At 49.5% G+C, this 19,584-nt stretch carries 20 protein-coding genes; 7 read left to right on the top strand and 13 right to left on the bottom strand.

Features of this window, described 5'->3' with window-relative positions:
* Positions 1-96 precede the first annotated feature (96 nt).
* Positions 97-1,014 (top strand): AraC family transcriptional regulator, encoded by a 918-nt coding sequence (locus tag RAHAQ2_RS09620; protein WP_013199736.1) that lies wholly within the window; start codon positions 97-99, stop codon positions 1,012-1,014.
* A gap of 399 nt (positions 1,015-1,413) precedes the next feature.
* Here RAHAQ2_RS09620 and RAHAQ2_RS09615 read toward each other — a convergent pair whose 3' ends face one another.
* Positions 1,414-1,929: a glutathione S-transferase family protein gene (locus RAHAQ2_RS09615; protein ID WP_238532065.1), complete on the bottom strand. Its 516-nt coding sequence runs from the start codon at positions 1,927-1,929 to the stop codon at positions 1,414-1,416.
* A 237-nt stretch (positions 1,930-2,166) separates the two neighbouring features.
* Positions 2,167-2,913, bottom strand: coding sequence for an SDR family oxidoreductase (locus RAHAQ2_RS09610; RefSeq protein ID WP_015697040.1), 747 nt, complete (start codon positions 2,911-2,913; stop codon positions 2,167-2,169).
* A 137-nt stretch (positions 2,914-3,050) separates the two neighbouring features.
* On the opposite strand from RAHAQ2_RS09610, the gene RAHAQ2_RS09605 reads away from it, so the two are divergent.
* Positions 3,051-3,953 (top strand): LysR family transcriptional regulator, encoded by a 903-nt coding sequence (locus tag RAHAQ2_RS09605; protein WP_037039047.1) that lies wholly within the window; start codon positions 3,051-3,053, stop codon positions 3,951-3,953.
* A 174-nt stretch (positions 3,954-4,127) separates the two neighbouring features.
* Here the strand turns inward: RAHAQ2_RS09605 and RAHAQ2_RS09600 are convergent, their stop codons facing one another.
* Together RAHAQ2_RS09600 and RAHAQ2_RS09595 are read right to left on the bottom strand one after the other, a co-directional pair.
* Complete coding sequence (locus RAHAQ2_RS09600; protein WP_015697038.1) at positions 4,128-5,087, bottom strand: quinone oxidoreductase family protein; 960 nt, start codon at positions 5,085-5,087, stop codon at positions 4,128-4,130.
* A 149-nt stretch (positions 5,088-5,236) separates the two neighbouring features.
* Entirely contained in the window at positions 5,237-5,626 is a 390-nt protein-coding gene (locus tag RAHAQ2_RS09595) for a RidA family protein (RefSeq protein WP_015697037.1), read from the bottom strand.
* A 141-nt stretch (positions 5,627-5,767) separates the two neighbouring features.
* On the opposite strand from RAHAQ2_RS09595, the gene RAHAQ2_RS09590 reads away from it, so the two are divergent.
* The 5 genes from RAHAQ2_RS09590 (at position 5,768) to RAHAQ2_RS09570 (ending at position 12,313) form a co-directional block, all read left to right on the top strand.
* Positions 5,768-6,688, top strand: coding sequence for a LysR family transcriptional regulator (locus RAHAQ2_RS09590; RefSeq protein WP_015697036.1), 921 nt, complete (start codon positions 5,768-5,770; stop codon positions 6,686-6,688).
* A gap of 601 nt (positions 6,689-7,289) precedes the next feature.
* Complete coding sequence (xylB, locus tag RAHAQ2_RS09585; RefSeq protein WP_015697035.1) at positions 7,290-8,738, top strand: xylulokinase; 1,449 nt, start codon at positions 7,290-7,292, stop codon at positions 8,736-8,738.
* On the top strand, positions 8,735-9,760 hold the full coding sequence (locus RAHAQ2_RS09580; protein WP_015697034.1) for an ABC transporter permease: 1,026 nt from the start codon (positions 8,735-8,737) through the stop codon (positions 9,758-9,760). The genes xylB and RAHAQ2_RS09580 overlap by 4 nt, the downstream gene beginning before the upstream one ends.
* A gap of 41 nt (positions 9,761-9,801) precedes the next feature.
* A complete protein-coding gene (locus RAHAQ2_RS09575) occupies positions 9,802-10,782 on the top strand; it encodes a substrate-binding domain-containing protein (protein ID WP_015697033.1) in 981 nt (326 codons plus the stop codon).
* 22 nt (positions 10,783-10,804) lie between these two features.
* Complete coding sequence (locus tag RAHAQ2_RS09570; protein ID WP_015697032.1) at positions 10,805-12,313, top strand: sugar ABC transporter ATP-binding protein; 1,509 nt, start codon at positions 10,805-10,807, stop codon at positions 12,311-12,313.
* Positions 12,314-12,535: 222 nt separating this feature from the next.
* On the opposite strand, the gene hxlB is transcribed toward RAHAQ2_RS09570, so the two are convergent.
* From hxlB to dsbG, 9 genes are all read right to left on the bottom strand, one after another.
* Positions 12,536-13,096: a 6-phospho-3-hexuloisomerase gene (gene hxlB, locus RAHAQ2_RS09565; RefSeq protein ID WP_015697031.1), complete on the bottom strand. Its 561-nt coding sequence runs from the start codon at positions 13,094-13,096 to the stop codon at positions 12,536-12,538.
* 15 nt (positions 13,097-13,111) lie between these two features.
* Positions 13,112-13,864 carry an SDR family NAD(P)-dependent oxidoreductase gene (locus tag RAHAQ2_RS09560; RefSeq protein ID WP_015697030.1) on the bottom strand — a complete coding sequence of 251 codons (753 nt, stop codon included), beginning with the start codon at positions 13,862-13,864 and terminating at the stop codon, positions 13,112-13,114.
* 109 nt (positions 13,865-13,973) lie between these two features.
* Complete coding sequence (gene rpe / locus RAHAQ2_RS09555) at positions 13,974-14,618, bottom strand: ribulose-phosphate 3-epimerase (protein ID WP_015697029.1); 645 nt, start codon at positions 14,616-14,618, stop codon at positions 13,974-13,976.
* A 24-nt stretch (positions 14,619-14,642) separates the two neighbouring features.
* On the bottom strand, positions 14,643-15,896 hold the full coding sequence (locus RAHAQ2_RS09550; RefSeq protein WP_015697028.1) for a PTS transporter subunit IIC: 1,254 nt from the start codon (positions 15,894-15,896) through the stop codon (positions 14,643-14,645).
* A gap of 24 nt (positions 15,897-15,920) precedes the next feature.
* On the bottom strand, positions 15,921-16,214 hold the full coding sequence (locus RAHAQ2_RS09545; RefSeq protein ID WP_015697027.1) for a PTS sugar transporter subunit IIB: 294 nt from the start codon (positions 16,212-16,214) through the stop codon (positions 15,921-15,923).
* A gap of 18 nt (positions 16,215-16,232) precedes the next feature.
* Positions 16,233-16,682: a PTS galactitol transporter subunit IIA gene (gatA, locus tag RAHAQ2_RS09540; protein ID WP_015697026.1), complete on the bottom strand. Its 450-nt coding sequence runs from the start codon at positions 16,680-16,682 to the stop codon at positions 16,233-16,235.
* 419 nt (positions 16,683-17,101) lie between these two features.
* On the bottom strand, positions 17,102-18,070 hold the full coding sequence (locus RAHAQ2_RS09535; protein ID WP_015697025.1) for a sugar-binding transcriptional regulator: 969 nt from the start codon (positions 18,068-18,070) through the stop codon (positions 17,102-17,104).
* 198 nt (positions 18,071-18,268) lie between these two features.
* Positions 18,269-18,580, bottom strand: coding sequence for a hypothetical protein (locus tag RAHAQ2_RS09530; RefSeq protein WP_015697024.1), 312 nt, complete (start codon positions 18,578-18,580; stop codon positions 18,269-18,271).
* A 224-nt stretch (positions 18,581-18,804) separates the two neighbouring features.
* Complete coding sequence (gene dsbG / locus RAHAQ2_RS09525) at positions 18,805-19,566, bottom strand: thiol:disulfide interchange protein DsbG (RefSeq protein WP_015697023.1); 762 nt, start codon at positions 19,564-19,566, stop codon at positions 18,805-18,807.
* Between the last annotated feature and the right edge of the window lie 18 nt (positions 19,567-19,584).

Raw genomic sequence — 19,584 nt, 5'->3', positions numbered from 1 at the left:
GGTTTTCTCCGTTAAGCTCCAAATGATAATGACGCAGATAAAAGCTTTCTTTTATTATAGAAATCCCTTTTTTATTATTCATTCGTCCAGGATGTTATGGATCCGCTGTCTGATATTCTTTCACTCCTGAAGGTAGAGGCCATTCTTACGGCCCGTATGGAAGCACGTGGCCCCTGGGCAATGCGGTTTCCCTCTTATAAACACATTAAGTTCGGCACTGTGCTTGAGGGGAACTTCTGGCTCTGGATGGTCGGAATGCAGCCTCTGCTGCTTGAAAAAGGGGACTTCTATCTTCTGACCTCGGGTGACGCTTACTGCTGTGGCTCAAGTCCGGCATTGATGGTGAGTGACGGACGGCAGATATTCTCTTCTCACCGTGAAGCGGATGGCGTGGTCCGCTACGGCCAGGGAGAACTTATCAGTGAGGGGATTGGGGGAAGATTCGTATTTGAGGAGGCTTCCAGCCCGCTGCTTTTAAAACATCTGCCTCCGGTTCTGGTTTCACGACGAGAGGAAAGTTCTTCTCCTGCACTCACCGCCCTTATCACTTTGCTTTCGCATGAAACATCAGCGCTTCGTCCCGGACACGACATTGTGGCCAGTAGCATGGCAATACTTGTTCTGGTGCAGATGCTGAGGGAATACTTAGAGGGTAATCAGAAAGGGACATCCTGGCTGAAAGCGCTCGGTGACAGGAAAATAGGAACCGCACTGTCACTGATACATTCTTCTCCATCTGCAGACTGGACGCTGGCAAGTCTGTCTGCTAAATCAGCCATGTCCCGCAGTGCGTTCGCTAGTCGGTTTCACCAGCTTACCGGTTCAACGCCCGGGAATTATCTGACGTCATGGCGAATGGAGCTGGCATGCGCTGAACTCAGGAAACATCACTTAAGTATTAGTGAGATAGCAAGATTAACCGGATATAAATCTGTTCCCTCTTTTTCGCTGGCATTCAAACGTCATACCGGAAGAACGCCAGGAGGCTACCGCAATCTGCATAAGAACACTTAAGAGGCCACTCTGATAATTGTCTTTTTAATGCGTTTGCAAAATTATCAAAAAGTTATCGCAGCGTGCAAAGATACAACGTCCGCTTCTGGCACACAGCAGACAAATACGTGACGCTGAAGGTCTGCTGAGAGCGCAGGCTGTGTGAAAACTTTTTTGGCCGCTGAAACTGCCAAAAACAGAGCTGAAAACCGCGCTCATACGTAAAATTCGGCTCTACTAACCGGTCGATTAATTTCAGATTTTGCGTAGACACGCTCACATCAGTTTTGGACTAGGGTTTTCACACAGCCTGAGCGAAAAGCAGAAGTTCAAAATTGTTCTCTCAGTTGGTGGAGGAATTACTAACATTGCAGTGTTTTAATCAGCGGGAAACAGGTCACGGTTTCCCAGCGAATATCTTCAGGCAGCGAGAATTGCGGAATGCTGACGAAGATGATTTTGGAAAAGTTCTGCATAATCTGATGATACAGCGGCTTGTACACTTTCCCTTTTCGCAAGTGCAGCTTTCCACGCTAAAGCACGTGGAAGCCCCTCAAAAATCGCCTCAGAGACTGATGCATCGATGATGGAGAAGTAACGGAAAACAGGAGCGTAGACCGCATCAACCATACTGAATTCGGCACCAGAGAAATAAGGTCCCAGGCTCAATTCAGATTCAATACGTTCAAGCTGCTCACGGAACACCGCGCGTTTGCTGTCTGCAATGACCTGATCAGTCGCATTTAAAAATTGCCATGCATTTCCAAGCATTGATGTAGAGAACTCGATCCATGCGCGCTGTCTGGCTCTTACTAATGCATCGTCAGCATACATCGAATAACCGTCCTGTGTTTCATTAAGGTACTCGCAGATCACCATGCTCTCGAAAATAAGAGCACCTTCACCATTTTCCTGACACACTTTAAGTAGCGGCACCTTGCCAGTGGGTGACAGAGCAAGAAACCAGTCAGGTTTGCCGATAAGTCTACATTTACGCGTTCAAATAGCACATTTTTCTCGAGAAGAACGATCGCTGAACGCTGCACAAAGGGGCACAGTAGGTGGCTAATAAGTGTCAGGTCACAGGTAGACATCTCAGACTCCAGATAAAAAGATAGCCCGCCGCTATAAAAGGTGGCGGGCTTGATGAATTGTAAATCTTATTTTGGTGGCTTAGATTGAAACGCCGCCGTCGATGATGATTTCTGAACCCACGGTCCAGGCAGACTCATCAGATGCGAAGTAAAGTACCGCTTGTGCTACTTCCTGAGGCTTACCAAAACGACCGGCAGGGATGGTTGCAACGATATCTTTCATCACTTGATCATGATATTCCACTGGGATCCCCGCCTTATCGTAAAGCGGTGTATCAACAGGGCCAGGGCTCACTGCGTTGATACGGATCCCACGAGAAAGTAACTCGTTGGAAAGTGTTTTCGACATGTTCAGTAATGCTGCTTTTGTTGAGCCATAAACTGAAGAGTTCACCGGTCCCGTGTGAGCATTTACAGAGGTATTAAAGACCACTGATGCAGAGCTTGCGAACACTGGCAGCAGCGCCTGCATCAAGAAGTAAGGACCTTTAACGTTGATATCATAAATGCGGTCGAACTGCTCTTCTGTCCATACCTCAATTGGCATATACATTGATATACCCGCATTCAGAAAAGCGATATCCAGTTGTCCAAAGTGTTCCTGAACTGTCTGAGCCAGCGCTTTCTGTGCGTTCACATCAGCGGAATCAGCACTCACGACTAACACGTCATTACCCAGTTCTACTTTCGCCTTTGCGATAGAATCAGGGTTAACACCCGTAACAATTACGCGTGCACCTTCTGCAACAAACAGCTTCGCTGTTTCAAGACCAATACCACTTGTTCCACCCGTGATCAGTGCGCGTTTACCTTGTAATCTAGCCATATAACTATCTCCTGTTAGTTTTAACTACTGACCGGCGAATGACCGATTTGATAGCCACTGTATGCTCATGCTCAGATAGTGATAAGATTGTATTTTTAAATATCTTTCATGCATTAAAAGCATAAATGGGTTTTAGGATGGATAGATTACTGTTGATGACATGCTTTGTCCGTACCGCTGAAACAGGCAGCTTTTCCGCAGCCGGCAGGGATTTGGGCTTAGGGCAACCGAACGTGAGTCGTCATATTGCAGCCCTCGAAGAGCATTTGCAGACCAGATTACTTCACAGATCAACCCGCAAGCTTTCCCTGACTCCTGAAGGAGAACGTTATTATTTGGAAGCAAGGCGTATTCTGGAAGCGGTCGAAGAGTCAGAGTCTTCTTTCAGAGGAAATGTTACACCCACAGGGCTATTACGCGTTGCCTGCCCCACAGCATTGGCTCACACATTCTTAGTCCCGCACATCTCAGATTTTTTAGAACGCTACCCTGAGATAACACTCGATCTACAGATTAATGACCGCTATATCAATCTCGTTGATGAAGGGGCTGAGCTGGCAATCCGCATTGGACACCTGGAGGACAGTGCTATGCGTGCCCGCAGACTTGGCATGTTTGAGCGAGTCTGTGTTGCCAGTAACAAGTACTTAGCGAAACGTGGAACCCCTAATACCCCCGAGGATTTAAAAAAACATGATTGTTTGATTTATACCTTGCTGACAACAGGAGCTACCTGGAGATTTCAAGATATCAATGTTCCTGTTTCTGGTCGGCTCAGGGTCAATTCACCCGAAGCAGTACAGAAATTTGTCAATGCAGGGATTGGGATCGCACAGGGCCCAGAATGGTTGTTCGAGGAGGGACTGGAAAGTGGCAATTTACAATTATTACTGACTGATTACACTGCATCGCTCGTTCCCATTCAAGCCGTTTATGTTGCTAATCGACTTTTACCAAAACGGGCGATTGTGTTCATGGATTTTGTTGCTGAGATTTTTGAAAAAAATCCCGGCTTCAAAGTTCAGAACTCAATGAAATGAGCCTGAGATAACGAACTGACATGTTCCCCAATAATTAATGCAGTGTAGAGCTAGCAATGTCTGCTTTGGCACAGAGCGGGCATTTCAGCTTTGCCCTACCCCTGACATCTGAACTTAGCCTTGATACCAGAACCCAGTAATTAGCCCAGCGCACTCATACTGGTCAAACGCACCTCATGGCTTCATAACGATGCGGCCAAGCGGTTTCGCGGTCTCGGCGAATTCGTGGGCTTCGGCAGCGCTGGCCAGGGGGAAGATGCGGTCAATGACAACCCTGATGCGCCCTGCGGCTAGAGCCTGCAACATGTCGTCCACACTTGCCCGGACTCCGGGCCTTTCAAAAAGGGGTCCCATAAATACCCCCATGAGTGTCTGGTTAGACTGCATTGGCGGCCACAAGTCGACAGTCAGGCTGCCACCGCCCGCATTACCGACGAAGACGAGACGTCCTTGCGGAGCGAGTGCAGAAAGCGAAGCAGGCAACGTCGTCCCCACCGGATCGATGACGAGGTCAACACCGGTGCCATGGGTGTACTGTCGGACACTGTCCACGACGTTATTCTCTGCACGATCCACGACATGATGGGCACCAAGTTCAAGCAACCGGCTTCTTCGCTGCGTCCCGCTTGCCACGGCGATGACCGTCGCGCCTGCTTGTGAGGCAAGCTGAACGGCCGCGAGCCCCACGCCACCCGCTGCTGCCTGAATAAGGACGGTTTCCCCGTGCCGGAGCATGCCTCGTGTGAAAAGGCAATGATGCGCGGTTCCAAAAGAAATCGGTAACACCGCCGCTTCTGCCGTATCCACCCCGTCGGGTATCAGCCAGGTTCGTTCCGCAGGCACAGCCCAACGTTCCGCATGTGATCCCTGTATGTTAAAAGCGGCGACTCTGTCCCCAACCTTACGGCTACTGACTTTCGATCCGACTGCAATAACTGTGCCCGCGGCCGCGTAGCCGACGATCCATAAAGGATGAGGCGGCGGAGTTGAACGGCGGTTGATCAGATCCCCACCTTCAATCGAGATAGCCTCGACAGAAATCAGGATGTCGTCAGGCCCTGTGACCGGATCGGGGATATCGACATATTTCAGGACGCCGGGAGCGCCTTCCACGTCATAAACCGCTGCTTTCATAAATTTTCCTCTGTCTTATTAGTCAATGCGGCCCCGTCCGGCAAACCATCCCGGTCCGGCCTATAGCACGTCAGAAATCTCTCTGTTGCCTTTACAGGCAGCGCGGGCTGCCCTGTTGAATTTTCGACGGGCGGAAAGACCCGTAACGCTCAGGGTAGCCTGGCAATCACCTTAATCTCAAACTTGAATCCGTAAAGCCACGTCACGCCGATCCCGGTCAACGTAGGGTAAGGCGCTTCCCCCCAATATTCTGGCAGGATACTCCAGATAGCGTCGAGGTTTGACTCGGGATCGACGACAAAGAGGGTAACGTCAACCACGTCACCGAACGTGCAGCCCGCAGCCGTGAGAACAGCATTAAGGTTATCGAATGCCAGCCTGATCTGCTCTTTAAGATCCTGTTCAGGCGAACCGTCCTCCCGGCTACCCACCTGCCCCGAAACAAACAAGAAACCGTTAGATTTGATGGCCGGTGAATACCGGTTGCGCTCATAGAGCGCCTGTCGCCCGAAGGGAAAAACTGCTTCGCGTGTTGTCATGTTTGTACCTTTGTAATGGGACGAAATCTGCCCGATGAATATAAAGACACTTTACAGGTGCCAGATCGGGTGGATAAACAAGCGACTTTGTTCATCATTGTTTGTAAAATCCAAACAATCGGTGAAAAGAGAGGGTAAGGAATGGATCGTTTCGATGCGATGCGCGCCTTTGCTCGGGTAGTGGAAGCAGGTAGCTTCACAAAGGCTGCCCAAACACTTCATATGAGCAAAACCACGGTGACACAACTCATTCAGCAGTTGGAAGCGCGGCTGCGCGTCAGGTTACTCCATCGCACCACCCGCAAGCTTGGTGTCACTCCTGATGGAGCGGCGTACTACGAGCGCGTCCTTCGCCTGCTGGCGGACATGGATGATGCTGAAAACAGCCTGTCAAGTACGGCGATTACGCCCGGAGGACGGCTACGGGTGGATGTGCCCAGTCCGCTGGCCCGCCTTGTGCTGGTGCCGGCGCTACCGGCTTTCCACGCGCGCTACCCTGATATCCAGTTCGACATGGGCGTGAGTGACCGGGTGGTGGATCTGATCGGCGACAATGTGGACTGCGTCCTGCGCGGTGGCGAAATCAACGACCAGTCCCTGATCGCCCGTCATGTCGGCGATTTGCAAATCGGCGTCTACGTCGCCCCCAGTTATGTGGAACGCCTTGGTGCCCCTGCGCATCCGCGAGAGCTGGAAAACACTGACCATCGCATAGTGGGATTCTTGTCCTCACGCACCGGCAAGATTGATTCTCTGTTACTGCACTGTGAGAGTGAACATATTGAAATCAAGAGCAGTTATGTGCTTGCAGTGGATGATGGCAATGCTTACCTCGAAGCTGGGCTGGCCGGGTTAGGCGTGATTGCGCTGCCAGTCTATATGGCGGCAGCACATCAGGCTTGTGGCTCCCTGATTCCGCTATTTGAAAATTGGCGTATTAATCCAATGCCCCTGTACCTGGCATTTCCGCCAAACCGCCATGTCAGCGCCAGACTGCGAGTTTTTATTGATTGGATCGTTGAATTGATGCAGCAGCATGTCCCCCATTCCAACAATAAGTAATGACATCCCAGCCCCCTGATTCGCTCATCAGCGTCGATTGGTGCTCAGACCGGGTGGCATTTGCGGTTCGATGATGGCGTGACTACCCAATGTCTCCGGATGATAAATAAATGAGCAGTCTCAGGCCTTCTGATAAACCCTTTAAAGTCTCCGAGATTAACCGTCTCTTCAACATTGAGACGATTTATTATGAGCTTTCTGTACCACATCCCCGGCACGTTCATCTCACCTGATTATTTGCAAATAAAACCTCTTCACATCACTGCCCTCGCCAAAATAAACAATCTTAAACACCGAACAGAAGATGACTCTCAGCGCTAATTTCTACCCTACTGCAAAAAATTAAGGTTTTTCCACTGATCAAATGAACAAACCGTCAGAGCTGTCAGGTGAAACTAAAAGTGAGAGCTGTGTAACGTTCCCTTAACACGACAATTGACGAATGTTTTGCCGTGGGTATTGTCTATATCTTACAAACGAGCAAACAAAACTGATCATATGAGCAAAAAGCTGAGTATCTAAAACCATAACCCAGTTTGCTTGTCATTCAGTTATCGCTTTCAGCTCTGTCATTTCTTAACGATAGTTCAGAGGTAGTTCAATGAAACAGGACCTTGTAGCGGGTATAGATTCCTCCACCCAGTCTTGTACCGTCATGCTGCGTAGTCTTGAAAATGGCAAGGTGATCGCACAGGCGCGTAAGTTGCACCCACCGACCACGCCGCCGTGTAGCGAGCAGGATCCGCAAGCCTGGTGGGATGCTTTAGTCTCCGCGCTCACTGAATTAAAACAGTGGTGGCCACGTATTGCAGGTCTGGCTGTCGGTGGCCAGGGGCACGGCCTCGTCATGCTTGATAATCACGATCGTCCGTTGCGTCCTGCGAAGCTGTGGAATGACACGGAGTCTGCACCGCAGGCGCGTGAATTGTGCGAGAAGATTGCTCCGGAAGAATGGGCACGCCTGACGGGTTCCGTTCCGGGGCCGGCAATGACCATTTCTAAACTGGCCTGGACAGAACAAAATTATCCGGGGCTGCTGGAAAAAGCCCACCGCATCATGCTGCCGTTTGATTATCTGGTTTACCGTCTGAGCGGTAGCTTTGTGTGCGAGCGCGGCGGGGCATCCGGTACGGGTTACTTCAACCCCTTCACCAATAGCTGGGAACCACAGCTGGCAGCGGTGGTTAACAGTCAAATTGACTGGATTTCCCGCTGGCCCACTATCATCCCGTCGCATCAACCGGCTGGCGTTGTGAAGTTAATGCCCGAACTGGCTGGACTGGCGGGGGCAATCGTGGGTGTCGGGACCGGCGATAACATGTCCGCCGCGTTAGGGATGAACCTGAAAACCGGTGATACCGGTATCTCTATCGGGACCAGCGGTACGTTATATGGCATCACCAACAAAGGTATTACCGACAGCACCGGCACCATCAACGGTTATGCCGATGCGGCCGATCGCTTTATCCCCATGATTACTACGCTGAACGCCGCCAAAGTCACCGATACATTTCGCAAAATGCTGCGCGTTACCCCTGACGAATTCGACGAGCTCGCGCTGAGTTCCCCACCCGGCGCCAACGGTCTTCAGCTTGTTCCGTGGCTGGACGGCGAGCGCACGCCCAACCTTCCTGACGCCACGGGACACATGCGTGGATTACGTACCACCACAACGATGCAGGATATGGCACGCGCCACCGTGGAAGGCGTGTTGTGCGGCCTGCTGGCGGGCGGTCTGGTACTGAAACAACACGGTTTCACTGACGACGGTCGCATTATTGTCACCGGCGGCGGCGCAAAGTCACGAGCCTATCGTCAGATTCTGGCTGACCTGACGGGCAAGCCCGTATGGATTTCTCCGGTGGGTGAAACGGCAGCCGCGGGTGCAGCCATTCAGGCTGCCGCTGCCGTGCTGGGATGCACAAATATTGAAATGGCCGATCGCTGGAGTGTGCCGCTTGAGAAAGTGGCCGGGCCACAACAAGATGCGCGCCATGTCCTGGACGCTTACGTTACCTATGCCAATGCATTATCAGGAGAGCTGCAATGATTTCAATAACTACCCCTGCCAAAATCAAACCGCCTAAGCAGCCGCTCAAAGTCCCTGCAGAAGCGGGCATCGCCGTGGTTTTCTTACTGGTCATGCTGGGCGGGTTTATCGCCACGCCTAACTTCCTGACTGTTTCGAACATGATGGTGTTGCTTCTGAACGGCGCGGTCATCGGCTTCCTTTGCCTGGGACAATCCTTTGTCCTGCTGACCGGGGGTATCGACCTCTCCTGCGGCTCCATCGTGGCGATGACCTGCGTGGTTGCGGCGTTGCTGATGGAGAAATTTGGCATTCCGTGGCAGCTTGCCGTACCCATCGTGTTGGCGGTGGGTGCGCTGAGTGGGCTGGTAAATGGTCTGATAATCGAACGCACTGGCGTGCCGCCATTCATTGTCACCTTTGCGATGATGGGGGTTGCGGCATCCATACCACAAATTATCACCGGCGCCGAATCGATACGCGTGACGCAAATTGGTTACAGCCTCATCGGTCAGTCAAAACCGCTGGGTATTCCGTTCCCCGTCATAGCGCTGCTGCTGGCCATTGTTATTGGTGTCATCTTCCTGCGCCGCACCATCACCGGGACTCACATCTATGCGGTCGGCGGTAACGCAGATGCTGCACGCTTATCGGGGATCAGCATTCCACGCATCACCCTGTTGGTGTATGCAATTTCCGGACTTTGTGCGGCATGCGGCGGCCTGATTTATGGATCGCGTCTGATGACAGGCTATCCGACGGCGGGCCGTGGTGACGAACTGTTCTTCTCAATCGCGGGTGCGGTGGTCGGTGGCGTCAGTCTGTTTGGCGGCACCGGCAGCCTTATCGGCGCGATGATTGGCGCCATGCTTATTGCCTCAATATCGAATCTGATGAACGTGCTGAACGTCAGTGCCTACTGGCAGCCGCTGGTCATCGGCCTGATCATCCTGTTCGGCGTCACTTTCGATACCTTACGTACCTCGAAAAAAATCGTGATCCCCTGGCTTAAAGTCAGGAAGTCACGCAAAACACAACAATAACGCTTCTTAAACCCTGACCTACGTATATCCAGGAGATAAACATGAAACTCCGTACCACAATCACCTTAGGTGCAGCGATAGTCGCACTGTCCTGCATGCTCGCCGGCTGTAACCGTGAGGGTACTGAAAGCACCGTGGGTGCCGGCAAAAAAACATTGGGCGTTACGCTGCCGAACCTCACCAACCCTTATTACGTTGCCATGAAAAAAAGCTTTGAAGACAATGCAGCGGCACAGGGCCTGAACGTAAAAATTTCGATTGCTGATAATGACGACGCCAAGCAACTTTCGCAGGTGCAGAACTTCATTGAACAGAAGGTGGATGCTGTCGCAGTGAACTGCGTCTCCTCAGGCCCGTGCGTGTCGATCATAAACCAGCTTAATCAGGCAAAAATTCCGGCGTTTGCCATCAACATCCTGCCGGATACCGAGGGGATGAAGCAGCAAAACGTCACGCTGGTTCAAGGTGTTCAGACCGATCAGCGTGAAGGCGGCAAGCTCATTGGCCAGCAGTTGTTGAAAGACATTGGTGAAAATGGCACGGCGACAGTGGGTATCGTGGGAGAACCAACCTCCATTGCCGCAAATGCACGTGATGAAGGCTTCAGGGAAGCCGTGGCATCCAACAAAAACATTAAGTTCGTCGCGCTGGTCAATGGCAAAGTAGAAGAAACAACCTCCCTGAAAGTCACCACTGAAATGCTGCAGGGCAGGCCAGAAATTAACGTCGTGTACTCAGACACCGAACCTTCCGCGCTCGGGTCACTGGCGGCAATCCAGCAACTGGGTGTCAGTGACAAAGTGAAGCTGTATGCGTTTGTGGATAAAGAAGGCGTCAAAGCCGTTCAGAACAACAGCATATTGAAAGCCGGTGCGATTCAGGAGCCGGTTAAACTGGCTCAGTTGCTGGTTGAAAATGCCAGGAAGAGTCTGAACGGTGAACAGGTTCCAGCCATGATCAACAACCCACCGCTGCTGGTCACCAAAGACAACGCAGCATCGGTAATGGGTTCAGCATACTGACTTAAGTGAAAGGCGAAGAATGATGAATTATGTGGCGAAGCAGGTCAAAATCGGTTTTTCGGGTGTGCAGGTTCTCCACGGTGTGGATTTCAGCGTAAAGCCTGGCGAGATCCACGGCCTCTTTGGCCATAATGGAGCGGGTAAATCAACGCTACTGAAAATCCTGGCGGGCGTTAACACGCAGGATAGTGGAGAGCTGATGATCGGCGAAACGCCGGTGCACCTTGCTTCGCCACGGGATGCACTCAACAAAGGCATTGCTTGTGTGTATCAGGAACTCCGTCTCATTCCCGGCATGAGCGTCTGGCAAAACCTTTTTCTCGGACGTGAATGTCGTAAAGGCAGTGGCTTTATAGATGATGCAAGTATGATCGCGCATACCGAGAAAGTACTGAATGATTACCATCTGAGTTTCAGCGCTACCGCGCTGGTCAAAAATTTGTCACATCCTGAAAAGCAGATGCTGGAGGTGGTTTCTAACCTTGATCGTGACGCCCGTTTTCTTTTCCTCGATGAACCGACAACCGCGCTGGAAGGTGCGCAGGCAGAAGAACTGCTGCAGGCAGTACAACGTATCGCACGCGAAAAGCAGATTGGCGTAGTGCTGGTCTCTCATAAATTAGACGAAGTGTTGGGTGTTTGTGATGAAGCGACCGTCATGTGCGGCGGCCGGGTGATTTACAACGAAGGCAAAAAGACGCTGAGCAAAAGCGCCATCATTGACGCTATTGTGGGCGATGCAAATGCCTATCAGGCGCCGTCTAACAGCCGTAGTCTGATACGCGGCGCGATGGGCAACCCCTGGCTCTCGGTCACCAACCTGCAGACTGATCGCCTGAAAGGCATCAACCTTGAGGCATATCGCGGGGAAATTTTGGGTATATACGGGCTGGCCGGCGCAGGGCGAACGCGCTTGTGCCAGACGCTGTTTGGGTTGGAAACCGTTACCGGTGGTGACATCCGGCTGGGTCACAAAGAATACCATCCTTCTTCACCGGCAAAAGCCATTGATAAGGGGATTGCTTACCTGACAGAAGAACGTAAAAAAGATGGCTTCATTCCTCAGATGTCGAGCTATGCCAACGCCATGCTGCCGGTTCTGAAAAAATTCCGTTCTGGCGGATTTGTCAGTCACAGCGCGGCGCGGCAGGCCGCCGCTGAGTTGCTGAGCAAGATGAATACGCTGGGAACGCTGAGCGGACCGATTAAATCGCTTTCCGGCGGCAATCAGCAAAAAGTTCTGCTCGCCAGGGTCATTGCGCAAAACGCCAATCTGGTATTGCTGGATGAGCCGACCAAAGGCGTCGACATTGGGGCAAAAGCGGATATTTATCGCATCATCCATCAGCTGGCGGATAAAGGCTGCTGCGTCATCGTGGTATCGAGTGAGGAAGAGGAATTGCTGGACGTGGCAGATACCATTACGGTGTTCCGACAGGGTAAATGCGATGGTGTGATTATTCCTGCACGCGACCTTAAACCCGCAGATCTTCGCAAAGCCGCATGGGAGCATGCTGAAGCCCAGGCTTAGGGCACTCAATCCCCGGAACAGAACGCATCCAACGGCCAGCTAAGCTGGCCGTTTTTGTTTCAGCGTTTAATTAACGTGCCAGCGGCGAGAGGGCAAAAAAATGGCAGACTTTTACATCTCGGGTATGCGCAGAGACAATGCAGGGCAACACATTCAGCACGTTAATTTTAATGATGCGATGTTATAAGCGAATGAGCGCTTCCGGCGAAGCGCTCAGTGTCATTACTCAAAATCAGCGTGTCGTTTGAACATGGTTTCACTGGTTTCACGCAGTTGTTCCATGAGTTCCAGCACGATGGCATCATAGGTGATAAAGCAGAGTTGCTCGAAAGAGGAACCCATTGGCTGCGAAAACTGGCCCGGTGTGCGATCGTTTTCAGTTTTGACCGTTCCCGGTAATACCAGCACGCAGTTGGCCAACTGACCAATCGCAGAGTCTTTCTTCATGGTAACCAGCGCCACGTCGACACCACACTCAACGGCTTTCTGCGCCAGGCTCTTGAGACTGCCTGTTTCGCCACTGCCTGAACCAATAATTAACAAATCACCCGCTTTCGTATGAGGTGATGAAATTTCCCCGACTACGCTGACCGAGAAGCCTAAATGCAATAAACGGTTAGCGAACGCGCGGATGGCAATACCGCTGCGCCCTGCACCTTGCAGGAAAATATGCTTCGCATTACGGATCTTCCCGATAAAATGCTGTGCCTGATCATTGTCGATATTGAGCGCGTTTTGTTCTAGTTCCCTGAGAATACTAACAGTATTTTCTTGAACACCCATTTTTTTTTCCTCCGGTCAGGCAATTGTACGGCCACCATCCATGAGGATCGTCTGTCCCTGGATGTAAGAATTTGACTTATCAGCAAGGAAGATGGCCAGGTTTGCGACATCATCGATTGTACCCAGACGACGGACCGGAATTTTCTCCAGTACTGCGTCTAAATCTGCCTGCGTCGGGTAATTAACACGCATCATTTCGCCGGTGTCGATAAGACGCGGCGCGATAGCGTTGACGTTAACACCTTTTGGACCCAACTCCTTTGCCAGACCACGAATAAGGCCTTCCCCCCCCGCTTTACTGGCCGGATAGCTCACCCCCCCGCCAGTACCTGACAGCGCAGAACCGGAGGAGATGTAAACGATTGAACCCTGGTTAGTTAAGAAGTCATCGTAGAATGCTTTGACCGTATTGAATAAACCCGTCAGGTTGATTGAGAGTGTTTTGTTCCACTCTTCGAAAGTAATGTCTTTGACTTTATTGGCAAAAGCGACACCTGCGTTCAAAACCAGAATGTCGATACGGCCATAAGTTTCGATAACTTTTCTGCGCACTTCAGCCAGTGCCTGCGGATCAGAGACGTCCGTTTTGACAAAGAGCGATTTAACATTGCCAAAGGTCAGTTCTTGCGCAGTTTTGATGCCATTAGCCTCGTTATAATCGACAATGACGGTATGCGCACCGCGTTCGGCGAATTGTTTTGCAATTCCTTTACCAATCCCATGCGCACCACCGGTAATTAGCGCAACTTTACCTTCAAAATGACTCATCGGTTGTTCTCCTGAATCTTTGTACTTAACGTGAGAGAAATCCCCCACGTCTGCGGTCTACATAATGATTACGCGCTCAATTAAGAGCGCGTGAATGTATGTTGGATACTTAATGCATGACAGACTTTAAGGCCTGATAGCTTGCTTTAGGGTTGTCATTAAATAATGCGCCACCGACAACAATTAAATCAGCACCCGCCTCCTGTACTTTTTCCGCTATTTCCAGATTAACGCCACCGTCGACTTCAATTTGAATGTGCCGGCCAGCAATCATTTCTTTGGTTTTCTTAATTTTCTCGAGGCTTTTCTCGATGAAAGTCTGCCCAGGTTGCCCCGGGTTAATGGTCATAATCAGGATGTAATCAATATCGTCCAACAAATATTCCAGAACACTTTCAGGCGTACCCGGATTGATGACCACACCGGCTTTTCGCCCGGCCTTTTTTATTTTCTGTAAAATAAAATGCACATGCGACGTTGATTCATAATGCACTGAGATCATTTCTGCGCCGGTATTGATAACATCATCAATATGTCTTTCAGGATTAGCCAGCATCATGTGTACGTCGAAAGTCATTTTGCTGGCTTTTTTCATTGCAGCAATTTGATTCGGCCCAAAGGCAATATTATTTACAAAGGTTCCATCCATTAAATCAACATGCAATATTTCAGTATTCTCTTCTTCTAAAAAGCGGAGCTCATCTTGCAGACTTAAGATATTCGCGCCAAAAATTGATGGTAAAATCTGTGCCATGGTAAGCAAACCTCATTTTTAAAATCAATGGAATACAGTGCTCAACCAATACGTCAATACTTCCCACGGGCCAGTCAGTACAAAGTCAGTACCCTGCCCCTGCAAGCCGACGCCTGCGCCATGCAGGAATTGGGTTGCACCCGGAGCCACATACCCGCCTAAATACATCACGACAATACTGAACAGTAAGGTTGAAATAATTGAGCGGATGACGTTTCCGTTGCTGGCCATTACGGTCATGGTTGTCATATAGATGATTGACATCAGAACGCCGATTGGGAAAATCATGATGCCCGGTAAAATCAGTGCGCAAAGCATGGTCAACGGAATGGTGATAACGGTGACGGTGATGGTCGCTGGGTCGCCCAATGCCAGGGCACAGTCCATACCGATGTTCAGTTCGGCGTCTTTACCCATCTGCTTTTGCATAATATCTTTGGCACTTTTCCCAATTGGAGACAGTCCTTCCATCAGGACACCCACCACTTTAGGCAGGAGCACCATTACCGCAGCCACCCCCATTGCCATCGGGACAATAGTGGTCACAGGCTGTTTCGTCAGCAGTCCAAGCAGACAACCTACAATGACACCGATGATAGCGGGTTCACCAAACACACCCAGACGTTTCTGTACGCTCTCCAAATCAACATCGAGCTTGTTCAGGCCGGGGATCAGGTCGATAATTTTATTGACCAGCAGTGCAAAAGGTAATGTCCAGCCTATATGGATCATGGTGGTACAGGTCGTCCCTTCCAGGCCATAATATTTCTGCCAACGGGGAGCAATTAAATCGCCAATAAACAGAGCGATAACGCTAAGTGCGACTGCCACGCCAAAACCGATAAAGAAGCTGTCAAACACGAAATAGGCCAGCGCGCCGGGAACCAGGAAGTGCATATAATTCCAGATATCAACGTTCAGCGTTTTGGTTAATTTAAGACGAACAAGTAGCAAATTAAGAATAATACCCACTGGAACAACTAAAGCGGCAAAGGGTGCCACCCATGCGGCCGCTCCCACCGCAGGCCATCCGATATCAGCCACAGTGAATCCGCTTCCCAGTTTTGAATAGTAGGCAATTGCCGGTTGCAGGGATGTACTCAACAGATTAACAACCAAACCTAAACCAATAAAACCGATACCCACGGTGATACCAGACTTAATGGCAGCACCGACTTTCATGCGGAAAACCAAACCCAAAATGAAGATGACAAGTGGTAGGATTGCCGTTGCCCCCATGCTTGTTATCGTTAGCATTATGTTTTTTAACATGTCCATCTTGTCATCCCCTGTGTTTTCTTATTAGTTTTTAGCCAGCTCTGTTAATAAATCCCCTAGTTTTTTTCGTAACACAGCTTCATTAATCCCGGTGATAAACCCGGCCACACTCATATGCGGTTTTCCGATATCACCTTTGTAGTTATTCGTGGTTAACACAACATCAGCATTCTGTAATTCAGAAGGAAGTTCTGACATGCTGCATTTATTTATTTTGAACTGAGTAATGCCATATTCTGTACACACGGATTTCACTTCATCAGCAGCGATAGTTGACGTTGCGACACCGCTCCCGCAGGCTACGAGGATATTAATCATCATTATGCTCCTGAACTCTTATTGCATGACGGTGGAAATAAAAAGTGCCTGCGCTTTCTCGGAAGGAAGCTCAAGTAAATTTTGATAAAAGTCTTCCATTTGAAGATGACTAAAAAGGGCCTTCAGCAGTTGCAGCTGATTAGCCGGATCGGTAACGACCAAATTGATAATGAGTTTGACCCACAATTTATCGTCGCCATCAGCCTGATCAACCTGAACCGGTTCAGGTAAGCGAATAATATAAATCGACGGGCTGTTGGCCTGGTTGCTGTCGCAATGTGGGATCGCCACAGAATAACCATCAAGCAAAATACCGGTTGGATACAGGGCTTCGCGTTCACGCAGTGCTGCCAGATAGGTCTTTTTCACTATCCCTTCTGAATACAGCTTTTCATGGATGTGCTGCAGCACCTCATCGTAATTTTTGAATGCTGCACCATCTGCAACATTAATAGTGACTGTACTCACCTTTTCACCTCGCCTTTTTGCTCATTAGAGCAATTGTTATCGATCACATGAGCAGTTATAGCATGCCAATTTTCCGCGCAAACAGAAAACATGCAAAAGTTATAAGCTGATCACAAAATAAATGCATAAGTGCACGCAAATAATTGCTCACATGAGCAACATCGAGTAATTCATCTTTTAGATCAATCAAGTCAACCGGAGAGGGGAAGTAAAGTTTTTCTTATAAATCAGACGGATAATAGATTTTTTGAAGGTTTATATATGCGAACTGACCTATGTCAGAGGATTTGGCCATGCTCTGATCTAAGTCATGAGGGTTTACTGAATGACTGATAGAAGTGCCTAATGCATGCCTGAGAGGAAGGTGATCAAGGGCGCGGGCTACGCCCCTGTTGCTGATGTTCCGGGATCTATTTCAATCAGGAATTGACAAGCTTCACCGCAGTATCGAAGTCAGTGATTAACACATCTAAAAGGCCTGACTTCAGGGAAGCGACGATGCCTTCATACTTCTGTTCTCCCCCCGCCACACCAATCACGGTTTTCGTGTTACGCAATTGTTCGGTTGAAATACCAAACCCAAGACGGCTCATCGGGCTATCAAGGATCTCGCCTTTACTGTTAACGAGAGTAATGCAGACATCCGCAGCGATATCTTTCTCAAACAGATTTTTTTGCCACGACTCGGGAAAAATATCACACAAACTGGATGAGCCCGTTTTCCAGGCGCCAATACCGGTGATGACAACATCCAGCTGAGAATAATATTGTTGGGTATCCACCACAGCCGGATCACTGGCCAGTTTTTGGGCCAGGCTTTCATCATCCACCCACATCGGCACATACATAGGATGAGCCTTGCCCTGAGAGATAGTCGACAGTCTGTGGATAAGGTCGATCGGGCCCTGGCTAAATTCAATGCCGGGATGAACGCCAGATAGCTGAACAACATCTAATGCCGGCAAGCTGGTGAGTTGACTCACTGTGCTGGATAAAACGCGTCCCCAGGCAATACCAACCTTCATTCCCTCAGCGAGATTATTGTTGAGATAACTTGCAGTGATACCACCCAGCTTCTCATTCAGTTCTTCCTGATTGGACCAGGATTCTGACACGGAAAGCACGATTGCCTTCTGCAGACCATACTTTCCGCAGAGATTAAGTGCGATCTCTTCGTCAAGCAGTTGCTGCTTTGGAAAGAGAAACTTCACATACTCTTCCTTTATTGCCTCATCGATAAGACGCGCCGCTTTAAATCTCGAAATCTCGAGTTCTTCAGCAATCTCAGTTTTGGTCTTCATCTCAACAAAGTAACGTCGGACGACGAGAGAGTAGATATAGCGGGGATCGTAACCTGACCAGCGGCTGTTTTTTATACGTTTAGGCATAGAGCATTCCATCTTCATCCAAAGACAATATCAGCTGAGTTAAACTGTTACCCCTGCAATTTACTCATAAGAGTACACTTTTACCTGCTCTTTTGACATGAGCAAATGAGTCTTATCTTTTGGCGGTGTGATAGCTGACACAGCTGATGATAATGGGTGAAGAGACCAGAGTTTTTTAGACGGTGGCAAGGCTTTACATTATGTGCTCTCAATCAGTGACGCTGAGGCCTGTGATTTCTGTTTTTTGGCGTGAAACGGGTTACATTGCTCATGTGTTCCTCGCAGATAAAAATGCCCATCGGGTGCGGCCTGAGTTCCACCGGGACAACCATTCATCCCAGATTTTCCGTTTTTTCCATTAAGACCAGCCCCACCGTTTTGATTACCGATTACCACGGATCCCCCTTTTCCTCCAGTTCCGCCTTTCCCGCCTTCACCTCCCTGACAGGCAAACGCTATAACGGAAAATCCCGTTAAAAAAAGATAAGAAAACAATTGAGCTCTGTTCATGTCTTTTCTCCAGGTTGCATCGGGTTTCGTTAGTTAGGGTAGCTGATTTATATTTCAATCCGTTCACTTTGCGCTGCGCCATTCTAAATCAGTACAAAACACATAGCGAAAAGATCTGATAGCCACTTAGGTGCAAGATAAAACATAGAATTTTAAGGGATGCACTTATGAAATTCCCACATCCATGTGTGAATTTACCCATTTCGTAGCCAGTGACTAAGAAACTATTTACACGCTATAAGATTGGCCATCTGTTCCTGGTCCGGCAGACCGACGATCTGTTGAAGCATGTTGGCGTGGTTAAGATAATAAATTGCTGGAGTACCGCTTGCCCCCACATCTTCCATCAATTTCTGGTTGTATTGGATCTGCGAGAAAATCGGCTGCGGCGTTTTCTCCAAAAGTGCAGGCTTGTTTTTGCCACCCGACAACTCGAAATCCTGCCAGACCTTCGCGGGGTTTTCAGAAGACAATATCGCAGCCGCGTAACGGCCACTGTCGGGCTGCATGACACCCACTAACTGCGTTTTCATAGCGATTTTATTGTCCTTAATATAGGGCTGCACTTCCTGTCTGAATTTTGTACAGTAAGGACAGAAAGGATCGGCAAACACGATAATCTGGCAATTTGCATTATTACTGCCTTCCGTGATACCGGCAGCTTTGGAGAGTGTTTTCCACATCTCGCGGCCAGCAGGGATGTAAATCTCCTCTTTTATGACCTGTTCGCTGAGGTTACTTCCATTCTCATCGTACATATAACCTGATATGGCATGTTTTTTATCGGGGGTCAGATAAATTGTCACCCCCGTTCCCTGATATTTTCCCAACCAGCCCTGGACCCCGCCGGGAGCCGTGAAAGGTTTGATTATTTCTATACCTTGTTTTTCCAACTGCTTGATCGGTGCGGGAAGCGCTGCGGGCGTTGCTGCCTGAACCTGCGAGCCGATAAGTGCAGCAGATAACGCGAGGATGTATTTGTTCATTCTTATCTCCATATAATA

This window comes from Rahnella aquatilis CIP 78.65 = ATCC 33071, assembly GCF_000241955.1.
Lineage (GTDB): Bacteria > Pseudomonadota > Gammaproteobacteria > Enterobacterales > Enterobacteriaceae > Rahnella > Rahnella aquatilis.
Note: the sequence above shows the minus strand (reverse complement) of the source record. Positions and strands in the feature narration are given on the sequence as shown.

Excerpts from the sequence above, each read along its gene's own strand:
- RAHAQ2_RS09620 (WP_013199736.1), top strand. The coding sequence starts at position 97 with ATGGATCCGCTGTCTGATATTCTTTCACTCCTGAAGGTAGAGGCCATT.
- RAHAQ2_RS09610 (WP_015697040.1), bottom strand. The coding sequence starts at position 2,913 with ATGGCTAGATTACAAGGTAAACGCGCACTGATCACGGGTGGAACAAGT.
- RAHAQ2_RS09605 (WP_037039047.1), top strand. The coding sequence starts at position 3,051 with ATGGATAGATTACTGTTGATGACATGCTTTGTCCGTACCGCTGAAACA.
- RAHAQ2_RS09600 (WP_015697038.1), bottom strand. The coding sequence starts at position 5,087 with ATGAAAGCAGCGGTTTATGACGTGGAAGGCGCTCCCGGCGTCCTGAAA.
- RAHAQ2_RS09595 (WP_015697037.1), bottom strand. The coding sequence starts at position 5,626 with ATGACAACACGCGAAGCAGTTTTTCCCTTCGGGCGACAGGCGCTCTAT.
- RAHAQ2_RS09590 (WP_015697036.1), top strand. The coding sequence starts at position 5,768 with ATGGATCGTTTCGATGCGATGCGCGCCTTTGCTCGGGTAGTGGAAGCA.
- xylB (WP_015697035.1), top strand. The coding sequence starts at position 7,290 with ATGAAACAGGACCTTGTAGCGGGTATAGATTCCTCCACCCAGTCTTGT.
- RAHAQ2_RS09580 (WP_015697034.1), top strand. The coding sequence starts at position 8,735 with ATGATTTCAATAACTACCCCTGCCAAAATCAAACCGCCTAAGCAGCCG.
- RAHAQ2_RS09575 (WP_015697033.1), top strand. The coding sequence starts at position 9,802 with ATGAAACTCCGTACCACAATCACCTTAGGTGCAGCGATAGTCGCACTG.
- RAHAQ2_RS09570 (WP_015697032.1), top strand. The coding sequence starts at position 10,805 with ATGAATTATGTGGCGAAGCAGGTCAAAATCGGTTTTTCGGGTGTGCAG.
- hxlB (WP_015697031.1), bottom strand. The coding sequence starts at position 13,096 with ATGGGTGTTCAAGAAAATACTGTTAGTATTCTCAGGGAACTAGAACAA.
- RAHAQ2_RS09560 (WP_015697030.1), bottom strand. The coding sequence starts at position 13,864 with ATGAGTCATTTTGAAGGTAAAGTTGCGCTAATTACCGGTGGTGCGCAT.
- rpe (WP_015697029.1), bottom strand. The coding sequence starts at position 14,618 with ATGGCACAGATTTTACCATCAATTTTTGGCGCGAATATCTTAAGTCTG.
- RAHAQ2_RS09550 (WP_015697028.1), bottom strand. The coding sequence starts at position 15,896 with ATGGACATGTTAAAAAACATAATGCTAACGATAACAAGCATGGGGGCA.
- RAHAQ2_RS09545 (WP_015697027.1), bottom strand. The coding sequence starts at position 16,214 with ATGATTAATATCCTCGTAGCCTGCGGGAGCGGTGTCGCAACGTCAACT.
- RAHAQ2_RS09535 (WP_015697025.1), bottom strand. The coding sequence starts at position 18,070 with ATGCCTAAACGTATAAAAAACAGCCGCTGGTCAGGTTACGATCCCCGC.
- RAHAQ2_RS09530 (WP_015697024.1), bottom strand. The coding sequence starts at position 18,580 with ATGAACAGAGCTCAATTGTTTTCTTATCTTTTTTTAACGGGATTTTCC.
- dsbG (WP_015697023.1), bottom strand. The coding sequence starts at position 19,566 with ATGAACAAATACATCCTCGCGTTATCTGCTGCACTTATCGGCTCGCAG.